This window comes from Halopseudomonas nanhaiensis, assembly GCF_020025155.1.
Classification (GTDB): domain Bacteria; phylum Pseudomonadota; class Gammaproteobacteria; order Pseudomonadales; family Pseudomonadaceae; genus Halopseudomonas; species Halopseudomonas nanhaiensis.
Genome location: NZ_CP073751.1, coordinates 2,717,517 through 2,743,862, shown reverse-complemented (window position 1 = coordinate 2,743,862; position 26,346 = coordinate 2,717,517). Strand labels below are relative to the sequence as shown.

At 58.9% G+C, this 26,346-nt stretch carries 24 protein-coding genes and 1 pseudogene; 10 read left to right on the top strand and 15 right to left on the bottom strand.

Translation table 11 applies throughout. The features are described from left to right. Nucleotides 1–9: 9 nt before the first annotated feature. Entirely contained in the window at nucleotides 10–441 is a 432-nt protein-coding gene (locus KEM63_RS12450) for a YeeE/YedE family protein (protein WP_223652084.1), read from the top strand. 58 nt (nucleotides 442–499) lie between these two features. Here KEM63_RS12450 and KEM63_RS12445 read toward each other — a convergent pair whose 3' ends face one another. The 3 genes from KEM63_RS12445 to KEM63_RS12435 form a co-directional block, all read right to left on the bottom strand. Next, nucleotides 500–1,888, bottom strand: a complete 1,389-nt coding sequence (locus KEM63_RS12445) for an MBL fold metallo-hydrolase (RefSeq protein WP_223652082.1) — start codon at nucleotides 1,886–1,888, stop codon at nucleotides 500–502. Between the two features lie 61 nt (nucleotides 1,889–1,949). Next, a complete protein-coding gene (locus KEM63_RS12440) occupies nucleotides 1,950–3,290 on the bottom strand; it encodes an ATP-binding protein (protein ID WP_223652081.1) in 1,341 nt (446 codons plus the stop codon). Further along, nucleotides 3,287–3,982, bottom strand: a complete 696-nt coding sequence (locus tag KEM63_RS12435) for a response regulator transcription factor (RefSeq protein ID WP_223652079.1) — start codon at nucleotides 3,980–3,982, stop codon at nucleotides 3,287–3,289. The genes KEM63_RS12440 and KEM63_RS12435 overlap by 4 nt, the downstream gene beginning before the upstream one ends. 223 nt (nucleotides 3,983–4,205) lie before the next feature. Here KEM63_RS12435 and dsbD point away from each other — a divergent pair, with 223 nt between their 5' ends. The 4 genes from dsbD (at nucleotide 4,206) to dsbG (ending at nucleotide 8,830) form a co-directional block, all read left to right on the top strand. Beyond that, nucleotides 4,206–5,954: a protein-disulfide reductase DsbD gene (gene dsbD, locus KEM63_RS12430; protein ID WP_223652077.1), complete on the top strand. Its 1,749-nt coding sequence runs from the start codon at nucleotides 4,206–4,208 to the stop codon at nucleotides 5,952–5,954. Next, nucleotides 5,954–6,766 (top strand): TlpA disulfide reductase family protein, encoded by an 813-nt coding sequence (locus KEM63_RS12425; protein WP_223652075.1) that lies wholly within the window; start codon nucleotides 5,954–5,956, stop codon nucleotides 6,764–6,766. Before dsbD ends, KEM63_RS12425 begins: the two co-directional genes overlap by 1 nt. 123 nt (nucleotides 6,767–6,889) lie before the next feature. Then, the gene (locus KEM63_RS12420; protein ID WP_223652074.1) at nucleotides 6,890–7,903 is read left to right on the top strand and encodes an acyltransferase family protein; all 1,014 of its coding nucleotides are present in this window, start codon (nucleotides 6,890–6,892) and stop codon (nucleotides 7,901–7,903) included. A gap of 159 nt (nucleotides 7,904–8,062) precedes the next feature. Next, nucleotides 8,063–8,830 carry a thiol:disulfide interchange protein DsbG gene (dsbG, locus tag KEM63_RS12415; protein WP_223652072.1) on the top strand — a complete coding sequence of 256 codons (768 nt, stop codon included), beginning with the start codon at nucleotides 8,063–8,065 and terminating at the stop codon, nucleotides 8,828–8,830. A 326-nt stretch (nucleotides 8,831–9,156) separates the two neighbouring features. Here dsbG and KEM63_RS12410 read toward each other — a convergent pair whose 3' ends face one another. The 5 genes from KEM63_RS12410 to KEM63_RS12390 form a co-directional block, all read right to left on the bottom strand. Beyond that, the gene (locus tag KEM63_RS12410) at nucleotides 9,157–9,810 is read right to left on the bottom strand and encodes a TetR/AcrR family transcriptional regulator (protein ID WP_223652070.1); all 654 of its coding nucleotides are present in this window, start codon (nucleotides 9,808–9,810) and stop codon (nucleotides 9,157–9,159) included. 61 nt (nucleotides 9,811–9,871) lie between these two features. Further along, entirely contained in the window at nucleotides 9,872–10,354 is a 483-nt protein-coding gene (locus KEM63_RS12405) for a MaoC family dehydratase (RefSeq protein WP_223652069.1), read from the bottom strand. 19 nt (nucleotides 10,355–10,373) lie between these two features. Continuing rightward, on the bottom strand, nucleotides 10,374–10,937 hold the full coding sequence (locus tag KEM63_RS12400; RefSeq protein ID WP_223652067.1) for a MaoC family dehydratase: 564 nt from the start codon (nucleotides 10,935–10,937) through the stop codon (nucleotides 10,374–10,376). 89 nt (nucleotides 10,938–11,026) lie between these two features. After that, nucleotides 11,027–12,832 carry an AMP-dependent synthetase/ligase gene (locus KEM63_RS12395; RefSeq protein WP_223652065.1) on the bottom strand — a complete coding sequence of 602 codons (1,806 nt, stop codon included), beginning with the start codon at nucleotides 12,830–12,832 and terminating at the stop codon, nucleotides 11,027–11,029. Between the two features lie 167 nt (nucleotides 12,833–12,999). Beyond that, entirely contained in the window at nucleotides 13,000–13,659 is a 660-nt protein-coding gene (locus tag KEM63_RS12390) for a TetR/AcrR family transcriptional regulator (protein WP_223652064.1), read from the bottom strand. Between the two features lie 130 nt (nucleotides 13,660–13,789). Between KEM63_RS12390 and KEM63_RS12385 the strand changes: the two genes are divergently transcribed. The 3 genes from KEM63_RS12385 to KEM63_RS12375 are packed head-to-tail and all read left to right on the top strand — an operon-like array spanning nucleotide 13,790 to nucleotide 17,593. Next, a complete protein-coding gene (locus KEM63_RS12385) occupies nucleotides 13,790–14,980 on the top strand; it encodes an acyl-CoA dehydrogenase family protein (RefSeq protein WP_223652062.1) in 1,191 nt (396 codons plus the stop codon). Nucleotides 14,981–14,994: 14 nt separating this feature from the next. Continuing rightward, nucleotides 14,995–15,936, top strand: coding sequence for an NAD(P)H-dependent flavin oxidoreductase (locus KEM63_RS12380; RefSeq protein ID WP_223652060.1), 942 nt, complete (start codon nucleotides 14,995–14,997; stop codon nucleotides 15,934–15,936). Nucleotides 15,937–15,979: 43 nt separating this feature from the next. Beyond that, on the top strand, nucleotides 15,980–17,593 hold the full coding sequence (locus KEM63_RS12375; RefSeq protein WP_223652059.1) for an AMP-binding protein: 1,614 nt from the start codon (nucleotides 15,980–15,982) through the stop codon (nucleotides 17,591–17,593). 143 nt (nucleotides 17,594–17,736) lie between these two features. Here KEM63_RS12375 and KEM63_RS12370 read toward each other — a convergent pair. The 5 genes and pseudogenes from KEM63_RS12370 to KEM63_RS12350 form a co-directional block, all read right to left on the bottom strand. Continuing rightward, nucleotides 17,737–18,780 (bottom strand): annotated as a pseudogene (locus KEM63_RS12370) (DUF4113 domain-containing protein); the annotation flags it as partial. A gap of 185 nt (nucleotides 18,781–18,965) precedes the next feature. Next, a complete protein-coding gene (locus KEM63_RS12365) occupies nucleotides 18,966–21,260 on the bottom strand; it encodes a heavy metal translocating P-type ATPase (protein ID WP_150302025.1) in 2,295 nt (764 codons plus the stop codon). 185 nt (nucleotides 21,261–21,445) lie between these two features. Continuing rightward, complete coding sequence (locus tag KEM63_RS12360; RefSeq protein WP_150302000.1) at nucleotides 21,446–21,895, bottom strand: hypothetical protein; 450 nt, start codon at nucleotides 21,893–21,895, stop codon at nucleotides 21,446–21,448. A 104-nt stretch (nucleotides 21,896–21,999) separates the two neighbouring features. Further along, the gene (locus KEM63_RS12355) at nucleotides 22,000–22,455 is read right to left on the bottom strand and encodes a DUF305 domain-containing protein (protein ID WP_150302001.1); all 456 of its coding nucleotides are present in this window, start codon (nucleotides 22,453–22,455) and stop codon (nucleotides 22,000–22,002) included. Between the two features lie 12 nt (nucleotides 22,456–22,467). Then, on the bottom strand, nucleotides 22,468–22,842 hold the full coding sequence (locus KEM63_RS12350) for a c-type cytochrome (protein WP_223652058.1): 375 nt from the start codon (nucleotides 22,840–22,842) through the stop codon (nucleotides 22,468–22,470). 437 nt (nucleotides 22,843–23,279) lie between these two features. Between KEM63_RS12350 and KEM63_RS12345 the strand changes: the two genes are divergently transcribed. Further along, nucleotides 23,280–24,080 carry a formate/nitrite transporter family protein gene (locus KEM63_RS12345; protein WP_341481931.1) on the top strand — a complete coding sequence of 267 codons (801 nt, stop codon included), beginning with the start codon at nucleotides 23,280–23,282 and terminating at the stop codon, nucleotides 24,078–24,080. A gap of 99 nt (nucleotides 24,081–24,179) precedes the next feature. Further along, entirely contained in the window at nucleotides 24,180–25,175 is a 996-nt protein-coding gene (locus tag KEM63_RS12340) for a potassium channel family protein (RefSeq protein WP_223652057.1), read from the top strand. Between the two features lie 42 nt (nucleotides 25,176–25,217). Here the strand turns inward: KEM63_RS12340 and KEM63_RS12335 are convergent, their stop codons facing one another. Together KEM63_RS12335 and KEM63_RS12330 are read right to left on the bottom strand one after the other, a co-directional pair. Then, nucleotides 25,218–25,667 (bottom strand): DUF411 domain-containing protein, encoded by a 450-nt coding sequence (locus KEM63_RS12335; protein ID WP_223652056.1) that lies wholly within the window; start codon nucleotides 25,665–25,667, stop codon nucleotides 25,218–25,220. Continuing rightward, a complete protein-coding gene (locus KEM63_RS12330) occupies nucleotides 25,657–26,340 on the bottom strand; it encodes a c-type cytochrome (RefSeq protein WP_223652055.1) in 684 nt (227 codons plus the stop codon). The genes KEM63_RS12335 and KEM63_RS12330 overlap by 11 nt, the downstream gene beginning before the upstream one ends. Between the last annotated feature and the right edge of the window lie 6 nt (nucleotides 26,341–26,346).

The window sequence follows — 26,346 nt, the reverse complement described above, 5'->3', positions numbered from 1 at the left end:
GGCTTCTACATGAATATTTTGAGCGCATTTATCGTCGGGCTGGTGTTCGGTTTCGGGCTCATCCTGTCGGGCTTGACCGATCCATCCAAGGTGTTGGGTTTTCTTGATGTAACTGGCGTATGGGATCCTTCGCTTGGCTTGGTTATGGCCGGTGCCATCCTGGTGTCGAGCGTAGCGTTCTTTTTTGCGTCAAGGCGCACCAGAGCGGTCTTTGGGGAAGAAATGCGCTTACCGACCGCCACTCAAATCGATCGGCGTCTGGTGCTAGGCGGTCTTGCCTTTGGCGCTGGGTGGGGGCTCGCGGGTTACTGCCCAGGTCCGGCAGTTGCCTCGTTGTTCACCGGGATGGTGGAGCCGGTCATCTTCGTGGCGGCAATGCTAGCGGGCATGACGATGTATGAGCTGCAGTCGCGCATGACCGGCGAGTCTCTCCGTCACTGACATTACGCGGGTATCTGGCCAGCAGGCGCCACGCGATGGCGCGCCTGCTGGCTATCGGTCAGTCTTTTTGCACCGGTAAACCTGCCGCGTTCCAGGCCATCCATGAGCCGGGAACATTGACGACGTTGCGAAAGCCTTCTCGCTGCAGAATGCTTGCTGCAATGGACGCGCGATAGCCGGAGCCACAATAGGTGGCCGTGATCTTTTCGCGGTCCAGCTCATTCAACTGCTCCGCCAGATGCGCAACGAAGATGTGCCTGGCGCCGGGCACCCGTCCGTTGGCCACTTCGTTCGGGCTACGTACGTCGAGGACCTGCACGCCGGCGTCTTCCCGACGGGCGTCCAATTCATGTACGGTCCATTCGCCGATCTGATCGAGCGGTAGCGCGGCGTTCTGCCAGTCCGTCATGCCGTTGCGCAGATACCCTCTGACATCATCCAGACCTATACGGTACAGATGCATGATCGCCTGCTGAACGTCGTCGTTCGATTCACCAACCAGCAGAATAGGTCGCTCTTCGCGAAGCATCCAGCCGGCCCAGTTAACGAACTCGTTGCGCAGGGCGATATTGATGGCGCCTGGCACATGCCCGCCTCCGAAAGCCAGGATGGAGCGGATGTCCACGGTCTGGATGTCGTCTTGCCCGGCGAGCTTCTGAAACGCTTGCGGAGATAGGGGTGGGGGAAGAGCAGGGCCTGCCATGCTGGCGCGCCTGGCGTTGGCTTTTTTCAACCGTGCGTAGTGACGAGGTGGCTCTGGCATCTCCTTGAGCAACCAATCGATGAATTCCTGCTCGCTGCGGCTTTCACGCAAGGCCGGATTGAAAAGCAATTCGTTACCCAGGGTAGAATGCTGACGGTCACCAATCGACTTACCGCACGCCGAGCCTGCCCCGTGACAGGGGTACACCTCGACGCGCTCGCCGAGCGGCACATAGCCATTCATCAGGGTATCGAACAGCTGCGCCGCGAGCTTCCGCTCGCTGCCTTCCCCGAGCAGGTCGGGCCGGCCGACATCGAGATTGAACAGGGTGTCACCGGTGAACAGAGCGAAGGACTCATCGCCTTGCTGGCTGTCGAATAGCAGGAGGGAAATATGCTCCGGGGTATGTCCCGGTGAGTGCATGACCTGAAGACGTACCTGGCCAAGTTCGAGCGTTTCGCCGCCTTCAACCTGGCGCAGCTCGAACTCGTAGGCGTCCGAACGGCCACCAATGAGTTCGGCACCGGTTCGCTTTGCCAGGTTCTGGGCGCCGGACATGAAGTCGGCATGGATATGGGTTTCGATCACATAGGCGATGCGCAGACCACGCTCTCGGGCCATGTTCAGGTAAATCTCGATATCCCGTCGGGGATCGATGACTGCAGCGATGGCAGCCTTGCTGTCGCCCACCAAATAGGAAAGCTGGGCTAACCCGTCGGTATACACGCGCTCAAACACTAGCATTGTCATCTCCTTCGGTTAATAGCTGTGATTGAAATAACAAACGCCGAAATCGATCAGTTCCTCACCCGGCATGATGATCTGGCTGCAGCCCAACGACGAAATCCACCTGAAATCCGTCACCGAGTGACACGAAGCGCATCTCGCAATCGCAGCGTTCGGCAATGGCCTTGACGATGGACAGGCCGAGCCCGCTGCCGTCGCCCTTGGAATTTCGCCAGAACCGTTCAGTGACCAGATCCAGCTTTTCGGCGGAGATGCCGGCACCGTAGTCCCTCACGCTGAAGCAGACCTTGTCGGCCCCCTGGGGGGATAGCGTCAGCTCGACGTTGGTACCCACGCGGGTGTGGCGCCGGGCGTTTTCGAGCAGATTACGGAGTGCGGCAATCGCCAATGTTGGAGGCACGCCGATGAATCTGTGGGAGATACCGCTAGTCGCCATCAAATCCACAGGAGCGCCTTGATGCTGATCAACATCGGCCAGAGCGGTTTTCGCAACATCCGCCGCCGTGCAGCGCAACCCGTCGTCGAAGGACACGCGACCTTCGACACGCGCCAACATCAACAATTGTTCGAGAGTGCGATGCATACGATCCGCGCCGAGTTCGGCCTGCAGCAACGCCTGCCGGGACTGGTCACCTGACGTCATCGAGGCGACCTGCAAGTGGGTCTTAATAGCCGTGAGCGGACTGCGCAGCTCATGTGCGGCATCGTCGGTCAGGCGACGCTCGCGCTCGATGGTACGGGCGATGCGCTGAAATAGCTGATTTTGTGTTTCGACCAGTGGGGCCAGTTCGGCGGGTAGCCGTTCGATCTGCAGCGGCTCGATCGAATCGGCGCTGCGCTCGGCCAGCGCGGTCCGGATCCAGCGCAGGGGGGCAAGCCCGTTGCTCACGCCAAACCACAGCACGATCAAGCTACCCAGCAGCGCAAACAGGACCGGTACCGCAGCGGCGAGCAGCACCGAGCGTTTCAGGGTGTCGCGTTCGTCGAGACGATCGGCTGTGGTGATACGCATGCCGTCCTGGACAAACGTGAAACTTCGCCAAGCCGTCCCTTCGATCAACTGGTCATGGAAGCCTGCCTGCTGAGCGCCAAGCACGGCGTCAGGGGCGGAGTGGCTGCGTGCGATGACTTCCCCACGTAACGAACTGACCTGGCAGGCGAGGCCGTTCTCGACGCCTAACTGTTCGGTACGCAGCCTCGTTACGCCTCCTTCGTTCAGTTCCGCCTGGGGCAGCTGTTCCAGGAGTCCGGCGACCATGCGCGCCGAGGCTGCCAGCCTCTGATCAAGCGATAGCATCAGCTGATTGCGTACGTCGAATAGCATCCAAGCCGCTGCAAGCGACCACAGCAGCACAAAAGCCGAACCCAGCGTAACGATCAAACGCAGCCGCAAACTCATGAGGCTTGATGGTCCGATGCCGGCGACGTGGGACTTGCTGGCCCGAGACGATAGCCGAGACCGCGCACGGTCTCGACAATGCCGCCGCCGAGCTTGCGGCGCAGATGATGGATATGCACGTTCAAGGCGTTGCTTTCGACCTCATCGTTCAGTCCGTACACCGCGTCTTTGAGCTGTTCGGCCGAGAGTACGCGCCCCGGGTTCTGCAGCAACGCCTGTAATAGCGCCTGTTCGCGACGCGACAGCTCGATGGCTGTACCGCTGCAGGTGACGGTGCAGGCTGCCGGGTCATAGATGATTGAACCGTGCTCGATCAGATGGCTGCTGCGTCCTGCGACGCGACGCAGCAGGGTATGCAACCGCGCTGCCAGTTCGCGTAGATCGAAAGGTTTGGTGAGATAGTCATCAGCGCCCGCCTGCAGACCGGCAACACGTTCGGTTACCGCGTCGCGAGCGGTCAGAATCAACACCGGCAGCTCTAAGCCGCGCCGGCGGAGCCGCTGCAGAAGCTGCAGGCCATCCTCATCCGGCAAACCCAGATCCAGAATCATGACATCAATGACTGTGTTGCGCAGCGTTGCCTCGGCTTGCGCGGCGGTAGCGGCGTGCGTGACCACGAAGCCCTGAGCTTCCAGTCCGGCGGTCACACCGCTAGCGATCAGTGCATTGTCTTCGGTAAGCAATACGTGCATGGGTTGGCTTCGTCAGGAATATGCGGGGCATTCTTGTCCATCAGGATTAACAGAACGTTATCAGCATAGCAGCGGGCCGATTGCTCTTTAGCTCGTTGCCCTAGCACCGAAGCCAGCATTGTTCCCGGCAGGCGGAAGCGATATCCAGCGATGTAACAGTGGTTAATCGCCCGTTAATCCGCGCCCCTCATCCTCCGCTGGACTGTTTTTCGGATCGGGGCTTATGCGAGCGATTACCTTGTTACTGGTTTGCTGTGCCTGCTTGCTGCAAACGGCGAATGCTTCGCTGTTTCCAGCAAACCATGAGCAGAACGATTTCCTACCTGTAGACAGGGCATTCCAGCTGCATGTCGAGCCGCAGGGCCAGGGCCGCACGCTGGTCCGCTGGGATATCGCGCCGGGCTACTATCTTTATCAGCAACGCCTGAGTTTCGGCGGGCTTGATCCCGATGAGCAACCGGCACTCCCAGCGGGCGAACCGTACACCGATGAGTTCTTCGGTGACTCGCGGATCTATCGGGGCGGTCTCGAAGTGATCATCGCCGATACTGACGCCGGCACTATCGAGCTGGGCTGGCAAGGCTGTGCTGATGCCGGCTTATGTTATCCGCCGCAATCCAAGCAGGTCAGTCTGGGCAGCGCGGCGCCAGATCTCCCGCCTGGCTCTGTGCAGGCTGATGACGAAGCGCTGGTCAGCGGTTTGCAAGAGCGAGCCCTAAGTCTGAATTTGCTCCTGTTCTTTGGCCTCGGTTTATTGCTGGCTTTTGCACCCTGCTCGCTACCGATGCTGCCCATCCTGGCAGGAGTTGTCGTCGGCAGCGGGGCCACGCCGCGGCTCGGCTTCGTTCTGGCCATGGCCTATGTGATCAGCATGGCTCTGGTCTACGCCGCCCTCGGAGTGCTGGCAGCACTGCTCGGTGCCAATCTGCAGGGCCTGCTGATGCAGCCATGGTTGATCGCCGGTTTCGCCGGCCTTTTTGTCTTGCTGTCGCTGCCCATGTTCGGCTTTTTTGAATTGCAGCTCCCGGCCAGACTGCGCGACCGGTTGGAGAATGCCGGGCGATTCCGCAAGGGGGGCAGCCTGGCCGGGGCAAGCGTATTGGGTGTGCTGTCCGGTCTGCTGGTCGGACCCTGCATGACAGCGCCCCTCGCGGCAGCACTGTTATACATCGCGCAAAGCGGCAATGCGCTTCACGGCGGACTGGTGTTGTTCGCGCTGGGGCTGGGCATCGGTGCGCCGCTGGTATTGCTGGTCACGGTTGGGAACCGATTTCTGCCCAAACCCGGCGCGTGGATGGAGCGCATCAAGGTCTCGTTTGGCTTCCTGTTTCTGATTGCAGCGCTCTATGTACTCCGGCCGTTGCTGTCGGACCCGGCCTGGGTGGGGTTATGGGGCGCGTTACTGGTGATGCTGGCCATCGGGCTGCTGCAGCTTGCCCGTGAGCTGCGCAAGCGTCAGGCGTTGAGCAAGGCCGTTGCCTCGCTGGCCGCTATCTGGGGCGTAACCATGTTGTTAGGCGCCGCAGGCGGCGCGCACGACCCGTTGCGACCGCTGGCGATATTCACCGGCGGTGTGGCGACCGTTCAGGCTGGTGAGGCAGGTGAAAACCCTGTCGGTTTCAGCGAGCCCGCCGTGCTTTACAAAGAGCTCGCCGCTGCCAGAGCGGCCGGTCAATGGGTGCTGATTGATTACTACGCCGACTGGTGTGTGTCGTGCAAGGTGATGGAAAGGGAAGTGTTCGGCAATGCCGAGGTTAAAGCGGCATTGAAAGATGTGCGCATTCTGCGGCCCGACGTCACCGTTACCAATTCCGCGACGCGCGAACTCTTGGAGCGCTACAAGGTGCTGGGGCCGCCGACATTGCTATGGATCGGTCCGGACGGCGTCGAACGGCGCTCCCAGCGCATTACCGGCGAGGTAGATGCCCGGCAATTTCTGGCCAATTGGACTGAAACATTGGAGCGCGGCTGATGTTGACCATGAACGTAGGGCCGATCGCATTGCCGGTCCCGCACCTCCTGCTGATTCTGAGCCTGCTGTTCGCAATGTTGACCGGCTGGTGGGTCGGTCGACGCAGCAAACTCAACCCGGAAGCACAGCTCTTCAAATTGCTGCTGGTAGCGCTGATCGTCGCGCGCCTGGCTTTTGTGATCGCTTATTTCGATCACTTTCGCGACGAGCCCTGGAACGCAATCGATATCCGCGATGGCGGATTCATCGCCTGGCCGGGGGTGCTGGCAGCTGTGCTGCTGGGCGGTTGGATGGTCTGGCGGGACAAGACTCTGCGCAAGCCGTTGGGGTTTGCCATGGCAGTGGGAGTGTCGGTCTGGAGCTTCACCAGCCTGGTCCTGCACGCGTTCGAACAGGGTACCCGGTTGCCGGAGTTGACGCTGCGCGATCAGCAGGGCAATCCAGCCGCGCTGCATGATTACCTCGGCAAACCCGTGGTGATCAATCTATGGGCGACCTGGTGCCCACCGTGTCGCAGAGAGATGCCGGTACTTGCCGAAGCCCAGCACAACGAACCCGACCTGACCTTTCTCTTCGTAAACCAGGGGGAGGGTGAACGGACCATTGGCCAATACCTGAACACTCACCAGCTTGGTCTGGACAACGTGCTGCTGGATACCGGCGGGCAGTTGGGCCAGTTGCTCGGCTCAGCCGCGCTGCCTACGACGCTTTTCTACGATGCCGAAGGGCGCCAGGTAGCCAGTCATCTTGGCGAGCTATCCCGCGCCAGCCTGGCGCGACAGCTGCAGAAACTGAAGGAGAATGATCGATGAACGCAAGGACCATGGACTCCTGCCATAGAAGCTGCGAGCAGTATTGCCATTTATTGTCGAACAGCGTCGGCTCCACCAAACCCGCTGATTTTCTCCGTTCCGATGACGGGGAGGGCGCCTCGCATGGTTGCTGATGTTGGGAACCAAAACCGGATGCGCTGGATGGACATGCTGCGAGGCGTCGCTATCTTCCTGGTCGTCGTCTACCACTGCACCGTCTATATGTATGAGAAGTACCCGGATGCTTTCGCCGGGTTGAAATACGTTGGCGAATTGGTTGGCCCGTTCCGCATGCCCGTGCTGTTCTTTCTCTCCGGGATGCTGCTGGCGGGGTCTATCAAAAAAGGGGCGAAGCGATATGCGCTTGGGAAGATCAGTAATCTGATCTATCCGTTCGTGGTGTGGACGCTGATTCTCTATCTGCTGTACGAGGTTCGGGAGATCGCCCTCGGCCTTCCTTCGGAAATCGATCTGTTCAAAGCGCTACTTTACGATCCCTGGCACCACTTGTGGTTTCTGCACTACCTGGCTGTTTATTACATCGTTGGGTTTTTTCTGTTCAAGGCAGGATTCGTGGTCTCGGCGTTGGTCGCCGTCACGCTGTATCTGATCGGATACCCGGCAGGCTTTGGCTATTTGACGGCACTGTTCATGTTCTTCATGGCAGGCGCGTTCGCGAACCGCGCTTCCAATTGCGCAGCATGGATAGACGAACACCAGACATCATTAATCTGGGGCGGTTTGGCGGTCATCGCGGTATGCATGACTGGCGTCATGGTCGACCTGATACCGATCGCAAAACACAATCTGACCTACTGCATCGTGGCAGGTGCTGCGCTACCCATCCTGATCATCCTGACAAAGCGCGCCGAGCAATGGCGGATCGCACCTGCGCTGGCCTATCTCGGTCGTAACTCGCTGGTTCTGTACATGGTGCATGTGCCGGTGGGTATCGCCATTCCGTTATTGATCGAAAGCACCGAAGTGAACCCGCTATATGTGTTCTCAGGGTACCTCGCTCTCGTTTTTGCGATTTGTCTGGGCGTTGTCTGGCTACGGCATCGCTCGCGTCTGGTCGACGCCCTGTTCTCGGCAGAGGGGTTGTATCCCCGTCGCGCTATCGGAGCGATTCGCTAGGTCTGGAGAGAACACTCGCGTCAAGTTTGGGCAGGAGTCCGATGTTCGACGCTGCCACCGGTACCTAGAAATCGAAGACGGTTTGACCAAGGTTACTAACCTTCTGGCGAATATCGCGCCGGGCTGGCGCGCCCGCTGTAAAACTGAGGAGTATAGTGAATGATCAAAGTACCTTCCAGGTGCGCGTTGTGTTGCGCTCTGTCGCTATTCCCCGCGTCGTACGCGCTTGGAGACCAATGGCCCGCCGCGATCGAGACGTTACAGTCTAAGGGCGTTCAGATCATCGATACCTTCGACGCGCCGGCCGGCTTGAAGGGTTACGCTGCTCGGTTCAACGGGCAGGGTATGACGCTGTATCTGACTGAGGATGGTCAGCATGTGCTTGTGGGGAATCTGCTCGACGCGAGGGGAGAGAATCTCAGCCAGGAGCCCCTGGAACGCCTGGTCTACGAACCGATGGGCAAGGAAATGTGGCAGCGGCTCGAACAGAGCCACTGGATTGCAGACGGAAGCGATGATGCGCCCCGAGTTGTCTATATGTTTTCCGATCCCAACTGCCCATATTGCAACCTGTTCTGGAAGCAGGCGCGACCGTGGGTTGAATCGGGCGCTGTTCAGCTTCGTCACGTCATGGTTGGCATGTTGATGCCTGATAGCGCAGGAAAAGCTGCGAGACTCCTCGTTGCAGACGACCCAAGGGATGCGCTCCATCGCCATGAGCAGGCCGGAAAGGCAAGCACACTGAAAGCTGTGAGCGACATACCCGCAGCGCTGCAGACGAAGCTGGATTCGAACGAGGCGCTGATGGGGGAACTGGGCGCCGCAGCCACCCCGGCCATCTACTATCTCGATGCAGACGAACGTCTGCAACAGCACAAGGGCGCCCCGAGGCCCGACGCCCTGCGGCAGATCATGGGAGAACGCTAATAGCGATCTTGGAGTTGATTGCGTTCGAACCGTGCGCGCGCTCAATCGACTGGTTTTAACCAATCAAACTTTGGTTTTCTCTGGTCGCCCGAATCTTGCCCTCGCCCGAATGCTATTCCGCATGCGGACTGCAATCCGGTAACGAGCTAGAAGGCGCATGGAAACCAGAAGCCTGCAAATCCTAGCGACTCCGCCGGGGCGAACAAGTACCCGACACGACTATCTTGCTGATGATGATCCGTGGAGATGGAATTCCGGTCCGTTGAGTTCAGAGAGGGCAGATATCGTCCGCTTTCGGCCAGAAGCAGACACTCACCATGATCCTCTCAACAAGTCGGATTGGCGATCGTCGTCAGCAATCTAAGTATGGCTGGACGTAGAACCGTCGACTCGAAGTCCTTTCGTTGTAGAGCCAGCTGGCCGATGACATGACCGTTGATGGTGTTGGTGAGCAGGGCCGCATCCGCCTGGGGATCGGAGGAGCCGAGATTGGCGAGGATGCGGTGAATAATGCGGGCATATGCCCTACCCCAGTCGCGCAGCACCGGCCGCAACTCCGGATAGCGTGCGGCGGCGAGGTGAAGTTCGATGATCGTGATACCCATGCTGCGATCTTCGATCATCTGTTGAGTGGAGTGGTTGGCAATGATCGTGGCAAGCGACTGCGGATCGCCAGGCACGGATTCGAATTGTTCGAGCACGCCGGCCAGTGCTTCGATGTTACGGTTGGCGACCAGTATCATTGCCTCCCGGATGAGCTCTTCGCGTGTCCCGAAGTAGTACGCCACCGAACCATGACTGGCGCTGGCTTCGGCCACCACCGTCCGGAAAGTCACCGAACCCGGGCCGTCGCGAACGATAATCCTCAGCGCCGCGGCAAGCAGCGCCTGCCGTCGTTCCGTCCCGCGCTGGGTCAGGTTGGCAGGGGCCCGGCTGGAACGCGGGCGAGCGGCATTGTCTTCATCCGAAAGCTTGCTCATGAGATCACTGTTGGAGTTGAAAGCGGCCGATTCTAGCACAGCAAAATCGGCCCCTCTGACGCTATACCGCGCCTGCGCCAGGCCGTCGCGGCAGCCGAACATGGACTTCGCTGATCCCGACGGTGTCGCCGTCCTGATCGGTGGCTTCGACGTTGATGATCGCGTAGTCGTTACCATTGTTGAGCACGTGAATGTCACGCACCTTGCCGCGGCAGGTGATGGTGTTGCCCACTGGGCCCGGTTTGGTGAACTTGCTGTCGACAACGAGTATGTTGGCCAGCGGACCGAAGGACCGCAGGACCACCGAGGCCATGAAGGACATGCTCATCATGCCGTGCTGGACGGTTTTCGGCGTTCCGAATACCTGTGCGCGTTCACACCAGGCCGGATTCATGTGTACCGGATTGAGATCCAGGCTTGCCAGGCCATAGCGGTGGATCAGATCCTGGGTGATTTCATATACCAGGGGCTCCAGCAGGTCGCCTGCCTTGAGGTCGTCCAGATAGGGAACGGGCCGGTCAAGCGCTTGGGTCGATTGGGTCATGGTCATGTTTCCTTGAGAGTCAGGCGGTAGCGAACGGGCGGACGTCGTCGGCAGTCGGCGGCAGGATCAATGTTCCCCAGAACTCCACCTTCTTGCGGTCGTTCTGGTCGGTGAGTATCGAATGGGTGGTGATATACGCCTTGTCACGGCGCCAGAAACGGTCGCTGGTTTCCTGCACCTGGGTCAGGCGGTCACCGACGCGGATCGGATCGAAAATCTCGAGGTGCTGGAACGGATTACGTGCCCCGGGCGTGCGTATCCACGACCCACCGTCGCCGGGCTGGGCAAACCAGAAGGCAATGGTGGTGATGAACACAGGATGCACGATAACCGTGCCATTGGGCGCGTGGCGACGAGCGTACTCGGGATCGATGAACAATGGGTGGGTTTCGCCGAGCGCCTTGTTGTAAGCCAGGACGTCTTCCTCCTCCACCACGAAAGTGCGCGGATTCATGCGCATCTGCCCTACCTCAACGGTGTTCCAGAACTCGCATTGCTCCCAGGTAGCGAGGAAATCGCGGGAAAAACCACGTTGCCTCTCGGTCTGCACCAGATGTTCGAAAACCTCGGTGTTCTTGCTCATGATGTACTCCTCCGGTTTATATTCTCCGATCGGTGAATAGTCCGCCCGGCGCGTCACGCCGGGCGACTGTCTTCGACCGGTTGGCAGCACTAGGCTGTATACAATTGCTCGATGTCGCTGGCGTATTTGTGTTCGACGGCCTTGCGCCTGAGCTTCATGGTCGTCGTCAGCTCGTCTCCACCGGGTGGCCATTCCCGCTCCAGCACGGTAAAGCGTTTGACCTGCTCGACCCGAGACAGCCGCTGGTTGCCGCGTTCCACACCCGCCGTGATGGCCGAGAGGAGCTCGGGATGCCGGGCAAGCTCGCCGATCGTGCCTTTGATTTGCCGCGCCGTTGCCCAAGCCTGGGCATAGTCTGGATCGATGACGATCAAGGCCGTGTTGTACGGCCGCGCATCACCGATCACACAGACCTGGCCGATAAGCGGATCGCCGGATTTGATCATGGCTTCGATGTTGGCTGGCGACATGTTCTTGCCGCTCGAGCTGATGATCAGCTCTTTTTTACGGTCGGTAATCCATAGGAAGCCGTCGGCGTCCAACCGACCGACATCGCCCGTGCGGTACCAACCGTCCTTGCTCAGAGCTTCGGCGGTTTTGGACGGCTGGTTGTGATAGCCCTGCATCACCGGCTGGCCGCGAAGCAGTACTTCGCCATCGTCGGCAATGGAGATTTCCATACCGGGTACCGCCTGCCCGGCACTGCCCAGTCTGAAATTCGCGGCCTGGCCCATGCTGCCGCAGGCACAGGTTTCGGTGGCGCCGAAGATGTCTCCAATCGGCAATCCTAATGCAGCGAAGAACTCCAGCACGTGCACAGGCGTGGGAGCCGTACCGGTGTTGAGCACCCGGGCCTGATCCAGCCCGAGCTTGGTGCGCAGCGGTGCGAAGTACCTCGCATCCGCCTCTTCCAGCCGAAGCGCCTGTTCCCTTGCGCCTCCGCCGGGGTCGCGGAGTCGCTGGAGGCGCGCGTCGATCGCGTTGCGCACTTCCGTTTGCGCCGACTCCGGCAGCCGGGCGAATTCGGCCTCGATCCCGGCCTTGAGCTTTTCCCAAAGCCTCGGTACGGCGAAGAACCAGGTCGGCCGTACCGTCGGCAGCAAAGCTGGCAGTTGCTTGGGATCCTCGCACAGCGTCACTTCCAGGCCGAACATGACCGCGCAGTAATATTGCCCGTTGCGACCGGCTACATGCGCATGCGGCAGCCAGGCAAGAATGCGGCCGCCCTCGGACAGTTGCATCAGAGCGCCCATGCTGCGAGCCGCACTGAGCAGATTGGCGTGGCTCAACCGGACACCTTTCGGTGCACCTGTAGTGCCGGAGGTGTACACCAGGGTAAGCAGATCATCCGGGCTGATCGCTTCAGCTGCCTGCGCCAGATCGACACTCAGCCCAGGCCCGTCCAGCAAGCTTCGCAGATCGAGGACGGGCCAGGGCGCGTCGACCGCCTCCAGCGGCACTGCGTCGGTGAGGATGACCAGACTGAACATATCGAAGCTGGCTTCGCCGCTAGTGAGACGTGCCACATATTGCGCCTCGGTGATCAGGACTGTCATGCCAGCATCGCGCGCCATATAGGCCAGTTGCTCCGACGATGACGTGGGATACAGCGAGACAGGTGTACCGCCTGCGGCCAGCACTGCTGTATCCGCTATGTAGTATTCGGGCGAATTCCCCAGCAACAGGCCGACCACTGCCCCGCGCGTCATTCCTCGTTCCAGGAGCGCTCCTGCGAGCCGGCTTGCGTCGTCGACGTATGCCTGCCGAGTCAAACCAGCCGCCGAACCAGGCGCACGCAGGAAGACGCGAGTCGGGCCTCGGGCGACGAAATCAGTCAGCTCATGCAGAAAATTGCGCTGTGCGGTGGCGCCGGTGTCCATGCGTACCTGTTCCATGGAGCCTCCTTCGTTCTTTGTTATGATTATCTTATCCGATCGGAGAATAGGAGGGACATACGGTGCTGTCAACACTGCTTCGGCAAATCAGTCAGACGCGACCAGTAGCAAAATCGCAAGGAAAATCATCAGGGTTGATGACCGCACCGTGAGGGGGTGCCGGTCGTTCAGCTGCGCGGCGCCAGACCGGCGATGCTGAAGATGAGCCGTTCAATCGCGGGACGGAACACGCGCTGCTCAAAGTTTTTGCGGGGTAATGACAGCTCCGCAACGATCAGGCCGCCGATGGCATGCAACAGGAACGCGTAATCGGCTGCCGGGTCCTTCGAGCCAAGCCTGACGAACGCCTTCTCACATATCTGTGCATGGATCCTGCCCCACTTGTACAAGGTGGGGCGTAACGCGATGTCATGCGCGCCAGCCAGATTCAGCTCGTATACCGCCAGGCCCATTTCCCTGTCATCGATCAGCATGCGCGTGTTGTATTGCGCAATGAGCGAGGCAAATGCCACGGGATCGCCCGCCTGCGCTTCCAGGTCGGGCGCCAATTCGCGCAGCGAAACGGCGATGCGGTCACAAGCCTGATCGATCGCTGCGCACATGAGCGCGGTACGCGAGCCGAGATAATAGGCCACCGCGCCGTGGCTGCTCCCTGCCTCCCTGGCTACGGTTCGCAGGCTCAGATTGTGATGACCATCGCGCAGAATGATCCGCAGAGCCGCAGCCACCAGCGCTGCCCGACGCAGCTCTCCCTTGGCCGAAAGCGATTCGCCCGACCGCGAACCTGACGGCGGAGCCTCGCCTGAGCCAACTATCTGCTGAACCATAAACAGCACCTCCTGGGGGGTTTAACCCAGCCGCATGAGCTGCGGCTCGACAATTGGAGTTTGACAGATTTATCCGACTGGATAATAGTTGTCTTCTCCATTTGGAGCACTTCATCCCCAAGGAGCCACGATGAATACGCCCATCCCTGCCGCCCAGCGGAACGATCTGCTGGCAACGGCAGATGCCGCCGCTTCGCGATTTGCCAAGCGAGTGGCAGAGATCGAAGCCAACGGTTACCTGCCCCAGGACATCGCCGATGATCTCGCTGCAGCGGGCCTTTATCGCCTGCTTACCCCAGCGGAATACGGGGGGCACGAGATAACGGTCGAACTGTTCGTCGAAATCATCGAACGTCTCGCACAGACCGATGCCTCGGCCGCCTGGTGTACCTTCATTTCCTGTACGTCCTGCGTGCTGGCCGGTTATCTCGATCCATCGGTGAGCCGGCAGCTATACGGCAAGCCGGACATCAAGGCAGCAGGCGTCTTCGCACCCCGCGGCAAGGCCATCCGCGAAACGCGAGATGGCGAGCCCGGATTCCGGGTGTCTGGGCGCTGGTTCTGGGGTTCGGCCACCAAGAATGCCGATGTGATCCAGGGTGGTTGCCTGGTGCTCGATGCCGATGGCAAACCCGAGCTGCTCCCCAGCGGCCGGCCCCGCGTGCAGTCGATCCTGTTCGACCGCAGCCAGGTGGCCCATCTGAACAACTGGGATGCCTTCGGGCTGCTCGGCTCTGGCAGTGGTGAATTCGAAGTCAAGGAGGTGTTTGTACCCGAGGCGCATAGCGCCTGCCTCATGGCGGACCGCCCCCTCGACCGCCCCCTGTATCGTTTCCCTGTGTTTGGCCTGCTTGGCATCGGCATTGGCGCCGTCGCACTCGGCGTCGCACGGCATGCGATGGACACGCTTATCGAGCTCGCTGGCGACAAGACGCCCCAGTCCAGCAGCAAGACGCTGGCCATGCGCGCCTCGACCCAGCAGGCAGTGGCCCGCGCCGAAGCCCGCTGGCGTTCGGCCCGTGCGTTCATGATGGATGCCGTCAGATCCGGCTGGAACGAAGCGGAAATCACCGGAGAAATTGCCGTGGATACGCGCCGAGACATCCGGCTGGCCACCACCCACGCGGTGCACAGCGCGCAGGAAATCGTCAGCTCGATGTACCAGCTCGGCGGCGGCAATGCGATTTTTAGTCAGTCGCCGCTGCAGCGCTGCCTGCGCGACATACATGTCATTGCCCAGCACTTCATGGTCAGCGATTCGACTTATGAACTCACCGGCCGGCTCCTGCTCGGTCTGGACACCGACGTCACCATGCTTTGACAGGAGTAAGGCACATGGCAATCCCCAACGAATGGACCGGGCTGGCGATTCCTCTGATCGCAGCACCGATGTTTCTCATATCCGGCCCGGACATGGTTATCCAGGCATGTCGCAACGGCATCATTGGCAGCTTCCCGACGCCCAATGCGCGGACTCCGGAGGTGCTGGAAGAATGGCTCCAGCAGATCACAGGAGCGCTGACCGAGGGCGACGCGCCCTGGGCGGTGAATCTGGTCGTGCACAGTACCAATAATCGGCTGCCCATCGATCTTGAGCTGGTAAAAAAGTACAAGCCACCGATCGTCATCACTGCGCTGGGCAGCCCCAAGGGCGTCATTGATGCGGTGCACAGTTACGGCGGACGGGTGCTGGCCGACGTGAACTCCCTGAAGTTCGCCCGGTTGGCGGCGCAAGCCGGTGTCGACGGGCTGGTTCTGGTCGGCGCCGGTGCCGGCGGTCACACCGGCACCATGAACGGTTTCGCCATGGTTGCCGCGGTGCGCGAGTTCTTCGACGGCATCCTGGTGCTCGGTGGCGGCATGATGAATGGTGAGTCGATTCGCGCGGCCGAGCTGATTGGTGCCGACCTGGCGCTTATGGGTACGCGTTTCATTCCCGCCGAGGAAAGCATGGCGAACGACGACTACCGTCGGATGCTGGCGGATTCCACCTTCGAGGATCTGATATTGACCCATAAGGTGACCGGCGTGCCGGCCTACTGGCTCAAGCAGAGCCTAGAACTGGCAGGCATTTCGCTCGACTCGATCCAGAGCGATACCAGCATCGACTTCGCCGACCCCAAGGGTGACGGTCGCCGCTGGACCAGGGTGTGGTCGGCTGGGCACGGGGTCGGCTCGATCCGCAAGTCGGAGCCACTCGCACACATCGCCCGGTCATTGATAGACGGATACCAGGCAGCGATTGAAAAACCGGCCTTCGCATCGCTGGCGCGCTGAACCTGAATACACCTGCCCGCACCGAACCATGTGGAAGACAACAATGACAAGAACCATTCACGACCCACGTATTCCCGACCCAGACAGCTGTATGTTGATCAAGGTGCTCGCTCGGCATGCCCGTGAGCGCCCGGATAGCACCTTCGCTGTATTCGAAGACGGAACGAGCTGGACCTACTCGGACACGCTCGACGAAGTCCACAGCGCCGCCGCTGCGCTGGCCGCCTTGGGCGTCAGGCCCGGCGACTACGTCGGTATGTGGCTGCCCAATAGCGCCGAAGCGGTGCGCCTATGGTTTGCAATCAATTATCTGGGCGCGGTCTTCGTCCCGCTCAACCTGGCGTACCGGGGTGCCTTGCTTGAGCATTGCATCAAAACGGCAGGGATGCGGCTGCTTATCGCGCATGTCGACCTGGTTCCACGGCTGACGGATATCGACACTGGCAATTTAACCGACGTGCTCGTGCTGGGCGGCGAACCGCCGACCCATCCGCGGCTGACCATGCATGCTCCGGACGCGCTAACCTCAACCGACGCAACACCGGTGCCAGCGGACGTAGCACCCTGGGACACGCAACTGGTTATTTACACTTCGGGTACCACCGGACCATCGAAAGCGGTGCTGTTGTCCTACCTGCATATATTCACCGGCAGCGAGGCCACCTTCGGCTATACATCAGCCGATGACCGGTTCCTGGCCAACCTGCCGCTATTTCACGTCACCGGTATGGCGATGGTCATGCGCACGGTCCTGACCGGTGGCTCGCTTGCGATGGTTTCGGCGTTCAGTACCCACGATTTCTGGGACGTAGTGGTTCGCACCGAATCGACCAGCGTGCTGTTGATGGGCGTTATGGCCACCTTCCTGATGAAGCAGCCAGTCAGCGCGCCCGAGCAACAGCATCGGGTTCGCAGTGCCTTAATTGTCCCGCTGAGTGTCGACTCTGTGGCTTTTTCACAGCGTTTCGGCTGCGAGGTGTATACCGCATTTGCCATGAGCGAGATCACTACACCTTTATTCGCCGGGCCCAATCCGCAGCCCATCGGCACCTGTGGCAAGCCACGCGGAGGGGTCGAGGTCCGCCTGGTCGATATCAACGATTGCGAAGTTGCGCCTGGCGATGTCGGCGAGCTGATCATCCGCACCGACCGGCCCTGGTCACTGAGTCACGGTTATTTGCGTGATCCCGCAGCCACCGCCGCCGCCTGGCGAAACGGATGGTTCCATACCGGTGATGGCTTTCGCCGGGATGACGAAGGTAACTATTTCTTTGTCGATCGCATGAAGGACGCAATCCGCCGGCGTGGCGAAAACATTTCCTCCTTCGAGCTGGAGGCGGAAATCTGCACGCATGAGCTGGTGCAGGAAGCAGCTGTAGTAGCAGTACCAAGTGAGATCGGTGAGGACGAGGTGCTAGCGGTCATAGCTACCCTACCAGAAACCGAGCTAAAGCCGGCCGAACTCATCGAGTATCTCATCCCCCGGCTGCCACACTTCATGGTGCCTCGTTATATCAGGATGGTTGAGAGCCTGCCGAAGACTCCAACGCAAAAGGTGCAGAAACATCTGCTACGCGAACAAGGGCTGACGGAGGGAATCTACGACCGAGAGGCTGAAGGGCTGGTCATCAAACGCGACCCGATCGTTCGGCTCTGAACCCTCTGGCTACTCGCCCCCGATGGGGGTGTCCGCTTATGGCCGGAAGCGGCCTTACCGATGTCGGGCCCAGACAGTGAACGTGACTCGAAAGAGCAAAGAGGAGCTTACCGTGCGGCCGTCTGACATCCGGATGTGCAATGCTACCTACACCGTACCCGCCATAACTCCTCCCAGCGCGTCGTGAAGCTTGGGCTCTTCATCTCCCGACGCATTCCCCAGCCAGGGGAGGGCGGTACGCTTGCGGGCCGCAGCGTTCCTCGGCCCCAGCGGTGATTAATTTGATCAAGGACGCTCATCACCCGCTCGGCTGCCTCCGGCTGAACCTCGGCAAAGAGATCGTCGGTGAACTCGCCTCGTTGTCTCAAATCCAGCAAAAGTACCTCCGCCTTGCTGTATGAATAGCCTTCGCGAAACACATGCTCTAAACCCGCAATAGCGTAGCGAGTGACCAACCGGGTATCGTCCGTGCGGTAGGGCAGTTCACATAGGACGCCCTTGGCGTACTTCGCTTCGTCCGGATTGAACATGCCGGTACGAATGCTGACCCGTATTCGCTTGCAGAGCGAACCCTGCGATCTGAGCTTTTCACAGGCTCGTGCTACGTAGCTGGCTACGGCTTCGCGTATCGGTTCGATCGTTTTCAGGCGAGTGCCGAACATGCGGCTGCAGCAAATCTCTTGGCGTGGTGGTGCGGCTTCTTCCAGTTCCAGGCAGGGTGTCCCGCGCAGTTCGCGCGCAGTCTTTTCAATTACGACGCTATATTGTTTACGTAGGGTCCAAGCATCGGCTTGCGCAAGGTCCCAGGCGGTTTTGATATTCATTGCTGTCAGGTGCGCAGTCATCTTTCGTCCGACGCCCCATACTTCATCGACCGGCATCACTTTCAGCAGCTTGTCGCGTCGTTCCGGGTCGCAAATATCGACGACGCCGCCAGTCTGCCTCTGCCATTTCTTCGCGGCAGCATTGGCTAGCTTGGCCAAGGTTTTGGTAGACGCGATGCCCACCCCGGTGGGGATCCCCGTCAGCTTAAGCACGCGCGCTCGAATCTCACGGCCTGTCTGAAGTCGATTTTCCAGGCCGCTCAGATCGGCGAAGGCTTCGTCAATGCTATACACCTCAAGCGCTGGGACCATGCTCTCAATGACGGACATAACCCGTTCGCTCATGTCGCCGTTTATGTGGAATGGAAAAGCTAGCGGAATGAAGAAACTGGCTCGACAATTTGCATCGCATACAGCTTCGGTCCCGGATAGCGATCGCTGTGGATAAGGTCGAGCTTCCTACCCTTGCTGGAGGGCCCAGTGCGCTTCGCTGCCTTTCGCATTCTAGTAAGACTGGCAGCTTATCTTTCAAAGACACAACCAGGTGATCACTCGCGTTGCAGCCGGAGGGCGTTGAACACGACCGAAGCTGAGCTCAAGCTCATCGCTACCGCTGCGATCATTGGCGACAGGAGCAAGCCTGTAAATGGATAAAGCACGCCGGCAGCTATAGGGATGCTTAACCCGTTGTACATGAAGGCGAACAACAAGTTTTGTCGCATGTTCCGCACCGTGGAGACCGATAAACTGCGGGCGCGTAAAATTCCCATCAGATCGCCTTTGACCAGGGTCACCTGTGCACTGCTCATCGCGACGTCCGTCCCGGTTCCCATGGCGATACCGACATCAGCTCGGGCCAACGCCGGTGCGTCATTGATGCCATCCCCGGCCATCGCCACGAACTGCCCTTCGGCCTGTAAGCGCAACGCAAGCTGCTCCTTGTCCTGCGGTTTGACCTCCCCGTGGACTTCGTCGATGTTTAACTCTTTCGCTACCGCTCGCGCGGTGGTCAAACCGTCTCCTGTCGCCATGATGATGCGGATGCCCTCGTCATGAAGGCGCGATACCGCCTCTCTGGATGTTGGCTTAATCGGATCAGAGACAGCCAGGGCACCGGCGAGGCGACCATCCGCCGCAAGAAACATGACGCTGCTCCCGCGCTCACGCCACTCTTCAGCCTTCGATTTGAGAGGGCTGACGTCGATACCTGCGCCCTCAATCAATGCGGTGTTGCCGAGCTGAAGTGAGCGCCCCTCCACCTGGCCACGGACGCCAATACCCGACTCCGACTCGAAACCCTCTGGAGCCACCAACTCCACGCCTTGCGAACGAGCATAATCCACGATGGCATGTGCCAAGGGATGTTCACTCCCCTGATCAAGGCTGGCTGCTAGTCGCAGCACTTCGCCTGCATCGAACTCCCCGTGACCTTCGGCGTGCTCGAAAACGGGGCGGCCTTCGGTCAAGGTTCCAGTCTTATCGACGATCAGCGTGGTAACCTTTTTGAAGTTCTCGATGGCTGCAGCGTCGCGGAACAGCACCCCGCTGTTAGCGGCCTTGCCCGTGGCGACCATGACGGACATGGGCGTGGCGAGCCCCAATGCGCAAGGGCAAGCGATGATCAATACCGCGACAGCGTTGATCAAACCGAATACCCAGCCTTGATCCGGACCAAACAGCCCCCAGGCAAAGAATGTAGCGATGGCGATGGCGACCACTACGATTACAAAATAGCCCGCAACCGAGTCGGCCATGCGCTGCATAGGGGCCTTGGAACGTTGTGCATTGGCGACCATTTGCACGATCTGGGATAGCATCGTTTCAGAACCGACACGGGTCGCTTCGATGATCAGTGAGCCGTGGGAATTGAGGGTCGCTCCGATCACGGTGTCACCTGGCCGCTTGGTTACCGGCACGGGCTCCCCCGTCAGCATCGACTCGTCGACGGCACTCTCTCCTTCAGTGACCACCCCGTCTACAGGAACCTTCTCGCCCGGACGAACCCGCAATTTATTGCCTAAATGAACGTGCTCCAGCGGAATGTCTTCTTCGCTATCGTCACTATTGATCCGCCTTGCAGTTTTGGGAGAGAGTCCTAAAAGAGCTTTGATTGCCGATGATGTCTTTGAGCGTGCGCGCAGCTCCATCATCTGACCCAGGAGTGTTAGCGAGATAATCACTGCGGCGGCTTCGTAATAGACCCCGATGCGCCCACCCACGGAGAAGGAGGTTGGGAATAGCCCCGGTAGCACTGTTGCCACCAGGCTGTAGCCATACGCTGCAGCCGTTCCCAGACCAATCAACGTCCACATGTTTGGGCTGCGCTGTTGCACCGAGGCCAAACCCCGAACGAAGAACGGCAGGCCGCCCCACAGCACTACTGGCGAAGCCAGCGCAAGCTCAATCCAGTTCTGCGATTGCCCGTGGAAAACATCCAGCCCATGTCCAAACATGGCCAGAGCTGTGACAACCACTGTGAAGGGCAGCGTCCCCCAAAACCGCCGAGAGAAATCCTCAAGTTCAGGATTGCTTTCGTTTTCCAGATCAGGCAGCACCGGCTCCAACGCCATCCCGCATATTGGACAACTTCCTGGACCTATCTGCCGCACCTCCGGGTGCATAGGGCACGTGTACTCTGTGTTGTCGTCCTTCTTGGCGTCGGCATCTGCGCTTGGGCGGCTGGGTTGAAGATATTGCGATGGCGCCGCGTCAAAACGAACCTGGCATTTATGACTACAAAAATAAAACGCTTTTCCGGCATGATGTGTTTGGTACGGGCTATCCGGCTTGACCAGCATGCCGCAAACAGGGTCTCTGAACTCCGCACCGTGCCCTTCAGGCATTGCTTCGTGTGAGTGCGTTGATGATGATTTGACCACGCTCGCTTCCTTAGCCGCGTCTGCACGGCTATCAAAAGGGTAGTGTGCCGCCCGCTAACCAAGCGTTACCTGACTCAACTCAAGAATCCGCCACAAAAATCGAGTAAAACCCGCCTCGCGCAGTGCTTTGATCGCTGTCACGACGTCTATCAAGGTGCGTCGCACTCATACCAGCCTAGATAGCCTACGTTTAATCCTTGCTGGAGCGAGAAATGCAGTTCCGCCGTGACTTGTTTTCCTGATTCGGGTTTTTCCAGTTCTTCCGACACCACACGCATCGTCATTCCATCCGCTGCGAACAAAAGGCCCTGTTGTAAGCTTTCATAGCTTGGCTTTTGGTCGGACGTCAGCTGCACCAAGCGGCCGTGAATTTTGGCCACGGCCTGGGATCCTGCGTCTTGATTGGATTGACTGATCGCAAGTATGGGAGGGCTTTCTGCGGTATACCGAAATACACACTGCGGAACACTCCCCAAGACCTTAACGATCTCGGCTCCCTGCATTGTCTGAGGGTCGATAGCAGGAATATCAGGGTTGTTGATAGCTTCCTGGGCGCTAACCAGCTCGGGCGATGGCTTTTGCATCATTGAATTTTCCATACCCTCTCCAGGTGCGGGGTCGCCGCACCCAGCGAGGACGGCAGTAGCAAATGCCAGTGACGATAGCAGTGCGTGGCGAGTGGGGTGCTGTGATCGGATCAGCATCAGTCGGCCCTCTCCAAGTCGCGAATGAGATATTTCATCTCTGAGATTTCCCGGCGTTGCGCATCGATGATCTCGTCGGCGAGCTTGCGCACGCGAGGGTCGGAAATCTGTGCGCGCTTACTTGTCATGATCGCAATCGAGTGGTGCGGTATCATCGCTTTCATATACTCTGCGTCCCCGATCGTGGCCTGGCTGCGGACTAGCCATAGCGCAGCGACGAATAGCAAAGCACTGCCGGCGAAGATGCCAATATTGATCGGCTTTTTCTGGTACATGTTGAGCATGAAGCTAAGCATTACCACTGCCATGACAGCACCCATAACAAGCGCCATCCAGGCTCGGGTTTCGCTCCATAACACGTGTTCAAACGCGTAGGTATTGAGGTACATCACGCCATACATGATGATCGTTGAGGTGGCGACCATTGCTGCGAAACGCCAATAAGACATGCTCATAGAGTTTTTCCTTCAGTTACCGTGTCCTGGTGAGTTTTCAAAGCTGGCATAAGTGTCCTGTGTCATGCCGGGCAAGCGTTTGACAAATGCCGCGATTTCCCATAGCTGGTCGTCGCTATGGGTTGGCCCGAAGGCCGGCATCCCGCTCATCCGCACTCCGTGTTTCGCTAACCAATACACTTCGTTTGCCTTCCACTCCGAGGCTACCTCTGGAAGATGCGGCGGCTGTGGCAACATGCCTTTGGCCCACTCGCTTTTCTCCACACCAGGTCCGCCGTGGCAGTGCTGGCACATTGCCTTGTAGCGTTTCGCCCCGGCAGCAACCATAACGTCAGTAAGGGGAGGGGCTTCGATGTCGTCTGCTCTGTCAGCGACCGAATTCCTCATGGTCGTTTCGAGAGCCCAGCGCACGATAGGTTAGTGATCCTGGGTCGCAGCGACGTTATAGGCCCCTGTATAAGCAACTCCGAGCCCAACCATAAGCGCTACCAAGATAATCAGGCCGAGCCCGATCACTGCACCTGCTGCGACTTGGCTAAATTTCCCAGGCATCATGTTTCCCCTCATTGTGCTGGTTGGACGTCAGGGCCGGCTTACTACAAAGCTGACCCGGCAGGCACCATGAGGTTTCACGTTCGCGGCCAAGCTTACAGAAATGTAATATTCTTTCGGCCTGAACTTCTCTGGCTCATTGCTATCTAGCAAAAAGAGGCCTAAACCGGGCCGTTTTTCGATTTCGGCTACGTAACGGTAAAGAAGTGGGCCTGTAAGACAGCGAGCAGCGACGGGAAACAACGAAGCCGAGTGAAGGCGGTCACCGTTCACTGAGACTGGATTATCCGCGCGAAGAGGCGCAGAAGAACTACCACACCATCCTCGAGCAACAAACTTGTCGCGCCGAGGAGGAGCTCAGACGGCCAGCTATCGCGCTGTTCATGTCCGGAGTCACCGCAGGGCTTGATGTCGGGTTTGGCCCGTTTGCGATGGCCATCAATTCAACTTTGTTTGAAGGCGTCTTACCAACCGCTGCGATAACCTTCATCAACGCGAATCTCTATTCGATCGGCTTTATCTTCGTCGTGGTTGGTTACTCGGCCCTGTTTACTGAACAAACCGCTTCAGCTATCCAGCCGGTTCTATCACGTCGGGCAGGCGCAGGGGCGTTGCTACGCCTATGGAGCATTGTGCTGGCTGCGAACGTACTCGGCGCAGCGGTTTTCTCAGCGATGGCGGCCGTGTTAGGCCCGGCACTTGGCGTAGTTGATCAAGGGGTTTTCGGTGACATTGCGCATCGGCTGCTTGCCAAGCCCTGGTGGGTCATGCTGGTTAGCGGTGTGACGGCCGGCTGGCTGATGGGATTACTCGCATGGTTAGTCACCGCTTGCCGCGACACGATAAGCCAGATTGCATGTGTGTGGCTGGCGACCATGCTCATTGGCCTGGGCGGCATGCACCATTCGGTTGCCGGCACCGTGGAGATTTTGATGGGTGTGTTTTCGGGAGAAGTCGAGGACTCAGCCAGTTACTTTGTTTTCTTGCTCTGGTCAGTGATAGGCAACGCCTTTGGCGGCGTGGTCTTTGTGGCCGGACTGAAGTATTCACACATCATGAAAAGCTCTGGGTAGCGTACGTGCGGGGCGAGCCCGACCATGAATACTCAAATCGGAGCCAAACTTCGCCGTTGAGGTGGAGGTGGACTCCGCCTGGACAACCGAGAAGGTGAGATGAACTACTTATTCCTGGGAGCCGGTGCAGTGCTTTCTGTCCTGGTTATTGCAGATATCATCAAAACGGTTTTTTCCACGCGCGGAGCCGGCAGTCTATCTTCAGCAACGATCTGGCTGGTATGGACTCCTTTCTTTGCGGCAGCGAAGAAAAGAGGTGGTTCAAAACTGCTCGAATATGCCGGGCCGAGCATGCTGGTTTCTAATTTGGGAGTCTGGATCATTGGGCTTTGGCTGGGGTTCTTCCTGCTGTTAATGGCGGACACCGGGTCGGTTGTCTCAAGCAGCACCGAGTCGCCGACCACACCGCTTGAGAAGCTGTATTACGCCGGCTTTACGGTCGCCACACTTGGCGTGGGTGACTACAAAGCGTCTGCAGATGTTTGGCGACTGTTGACAGACATCGCGGCTTTCGCCGGTCTCGCATTCATCACGACCGCCATTACCTATTTTGTGCAGGTACTGTCCGCGGTGACTGTGCAAAATAAGCTCAGCTTCTATGTCAACTCCATGGGGCCGACCCCACAAGACATCCTCATCAACAGCTGGACGGGCGAAACGTTTGATCCGTTTTATTCGCACGTAGCGAACCTGAACGAGATGTTGATAGAGCACATCACCAATCATCACTCGTTTCCGGTCATCCATTATTTCCATGCGAGCGATCCGGAAATGGCTGTCATTCCGGCTATCGTCCGGCTAGACGAAACTTGTCATCTGCTTCTCGGCGCTGAGACCTCAGGATCGCATGAGCGACAGCTCGCCTTGCATATGCTGCGGGAAACGCTCGATCAGTACGTGAAAATGGTCGAGAGTGGCTTCATGTCCACCATGAGGCCGTCGAGTAGTGCACCCACCCCCGACCTCGCTCCGCTAGCTAGACAAGGAATCACACTCAATCTAGCTAAAGCCATGAAATCGGGCAGCAGGCGGCGTGAAATAATGACCGCCTTACTGGAACGCGACGGGTGGTCGTGGAAAAACGTGTATCGCTAACGCATCTGTCCGAAAAACCAGATCGACGCCTGCGGGATCGGCTCACGGGTAGGTGGCTATGACCTTTTCTTCTCCAACACTCACTCCAATGACTTCGTACGGGTGCGCAATGCCGGGTACTTCCATTCCCGGCGATCCCGCCGGCATGCCAGGGACAGCGATACCTGCCAGGTCGGAGCGCTTCGATAGCTCGATGACTTGCGCAGCCGGAACATGGCCTTCGATAAACCGGCCGTTGAGGGTGGCTGTATGACATGAAGCGAGGTGACGGGGTACCTGCAGATCGCTCTTGACCTTGATCATGTCTTGCTCGACTCGGTCGATCACTTCAAAGCCCTTCGACTCCATGTACGAGATCCAACTCTTGCAACAGCCACAATTGGCGTCTCGGTGGACCTCGACGGTAAGCTGTGGAGACGACGCGTAAGCATGGATGGCTGCGAAGAACAGGGGAGGTATCGCTGACCAGGCTTTGCTGGGCTTAATGCTCATGTAAATGTTCCTTGCCATCGGCATGGATGTGTGTATTCGGCTGCATTTGGGAAGGCTGACCGCCTTCAGCCGCGCCGTGATGGTCCTCTGCGTGGCCATCCGCTCCTTGTTCGCCGCTATGATGATCACCGTGTGGTGCGGTTTCGCCTCCACCATGCGAGTGGCCTCCACTGGCGGCAACTAACTTCCGGTACTCCTCAGCGCTCAGGGACGGTAACTCGCCCAAAAATGCCACCATTTCCCAGATGTACCGATCTTCCATGCTTCGTCCCCAGGCGGGCATGCCGGAAGCCTTGATGCCATGTTTGATGACCCAAAATGTTCTCGCGGGGTCCCCACTGACTCCGGTCTGAGTCAAGTTGGGCGGAGACGGATACAGCCCCTTGCTAAGCTCCGACGCGGTCTGTCCTGGCTTGAGATGGCAACTGACACACATCGCATCGTAGTTACCCGAGCCTGCCTGCACCTTATCGGCACCTTCGAGATTGGGAACTTCGATCGACTCCGCGCGAACCGCTATGGACCGGTTCCGAGCCGCCTCAAGAAAACCATGCACAATCTCTGCGTGCGGCTCGTCCGCCGCTACACTAACCACGCCAAAATACACAGCTCCGGCGACAGCGCTCGCGAACACTGCTAACGCCACCACTAACGTGCCCACTATCTTTTTCATTGTTCG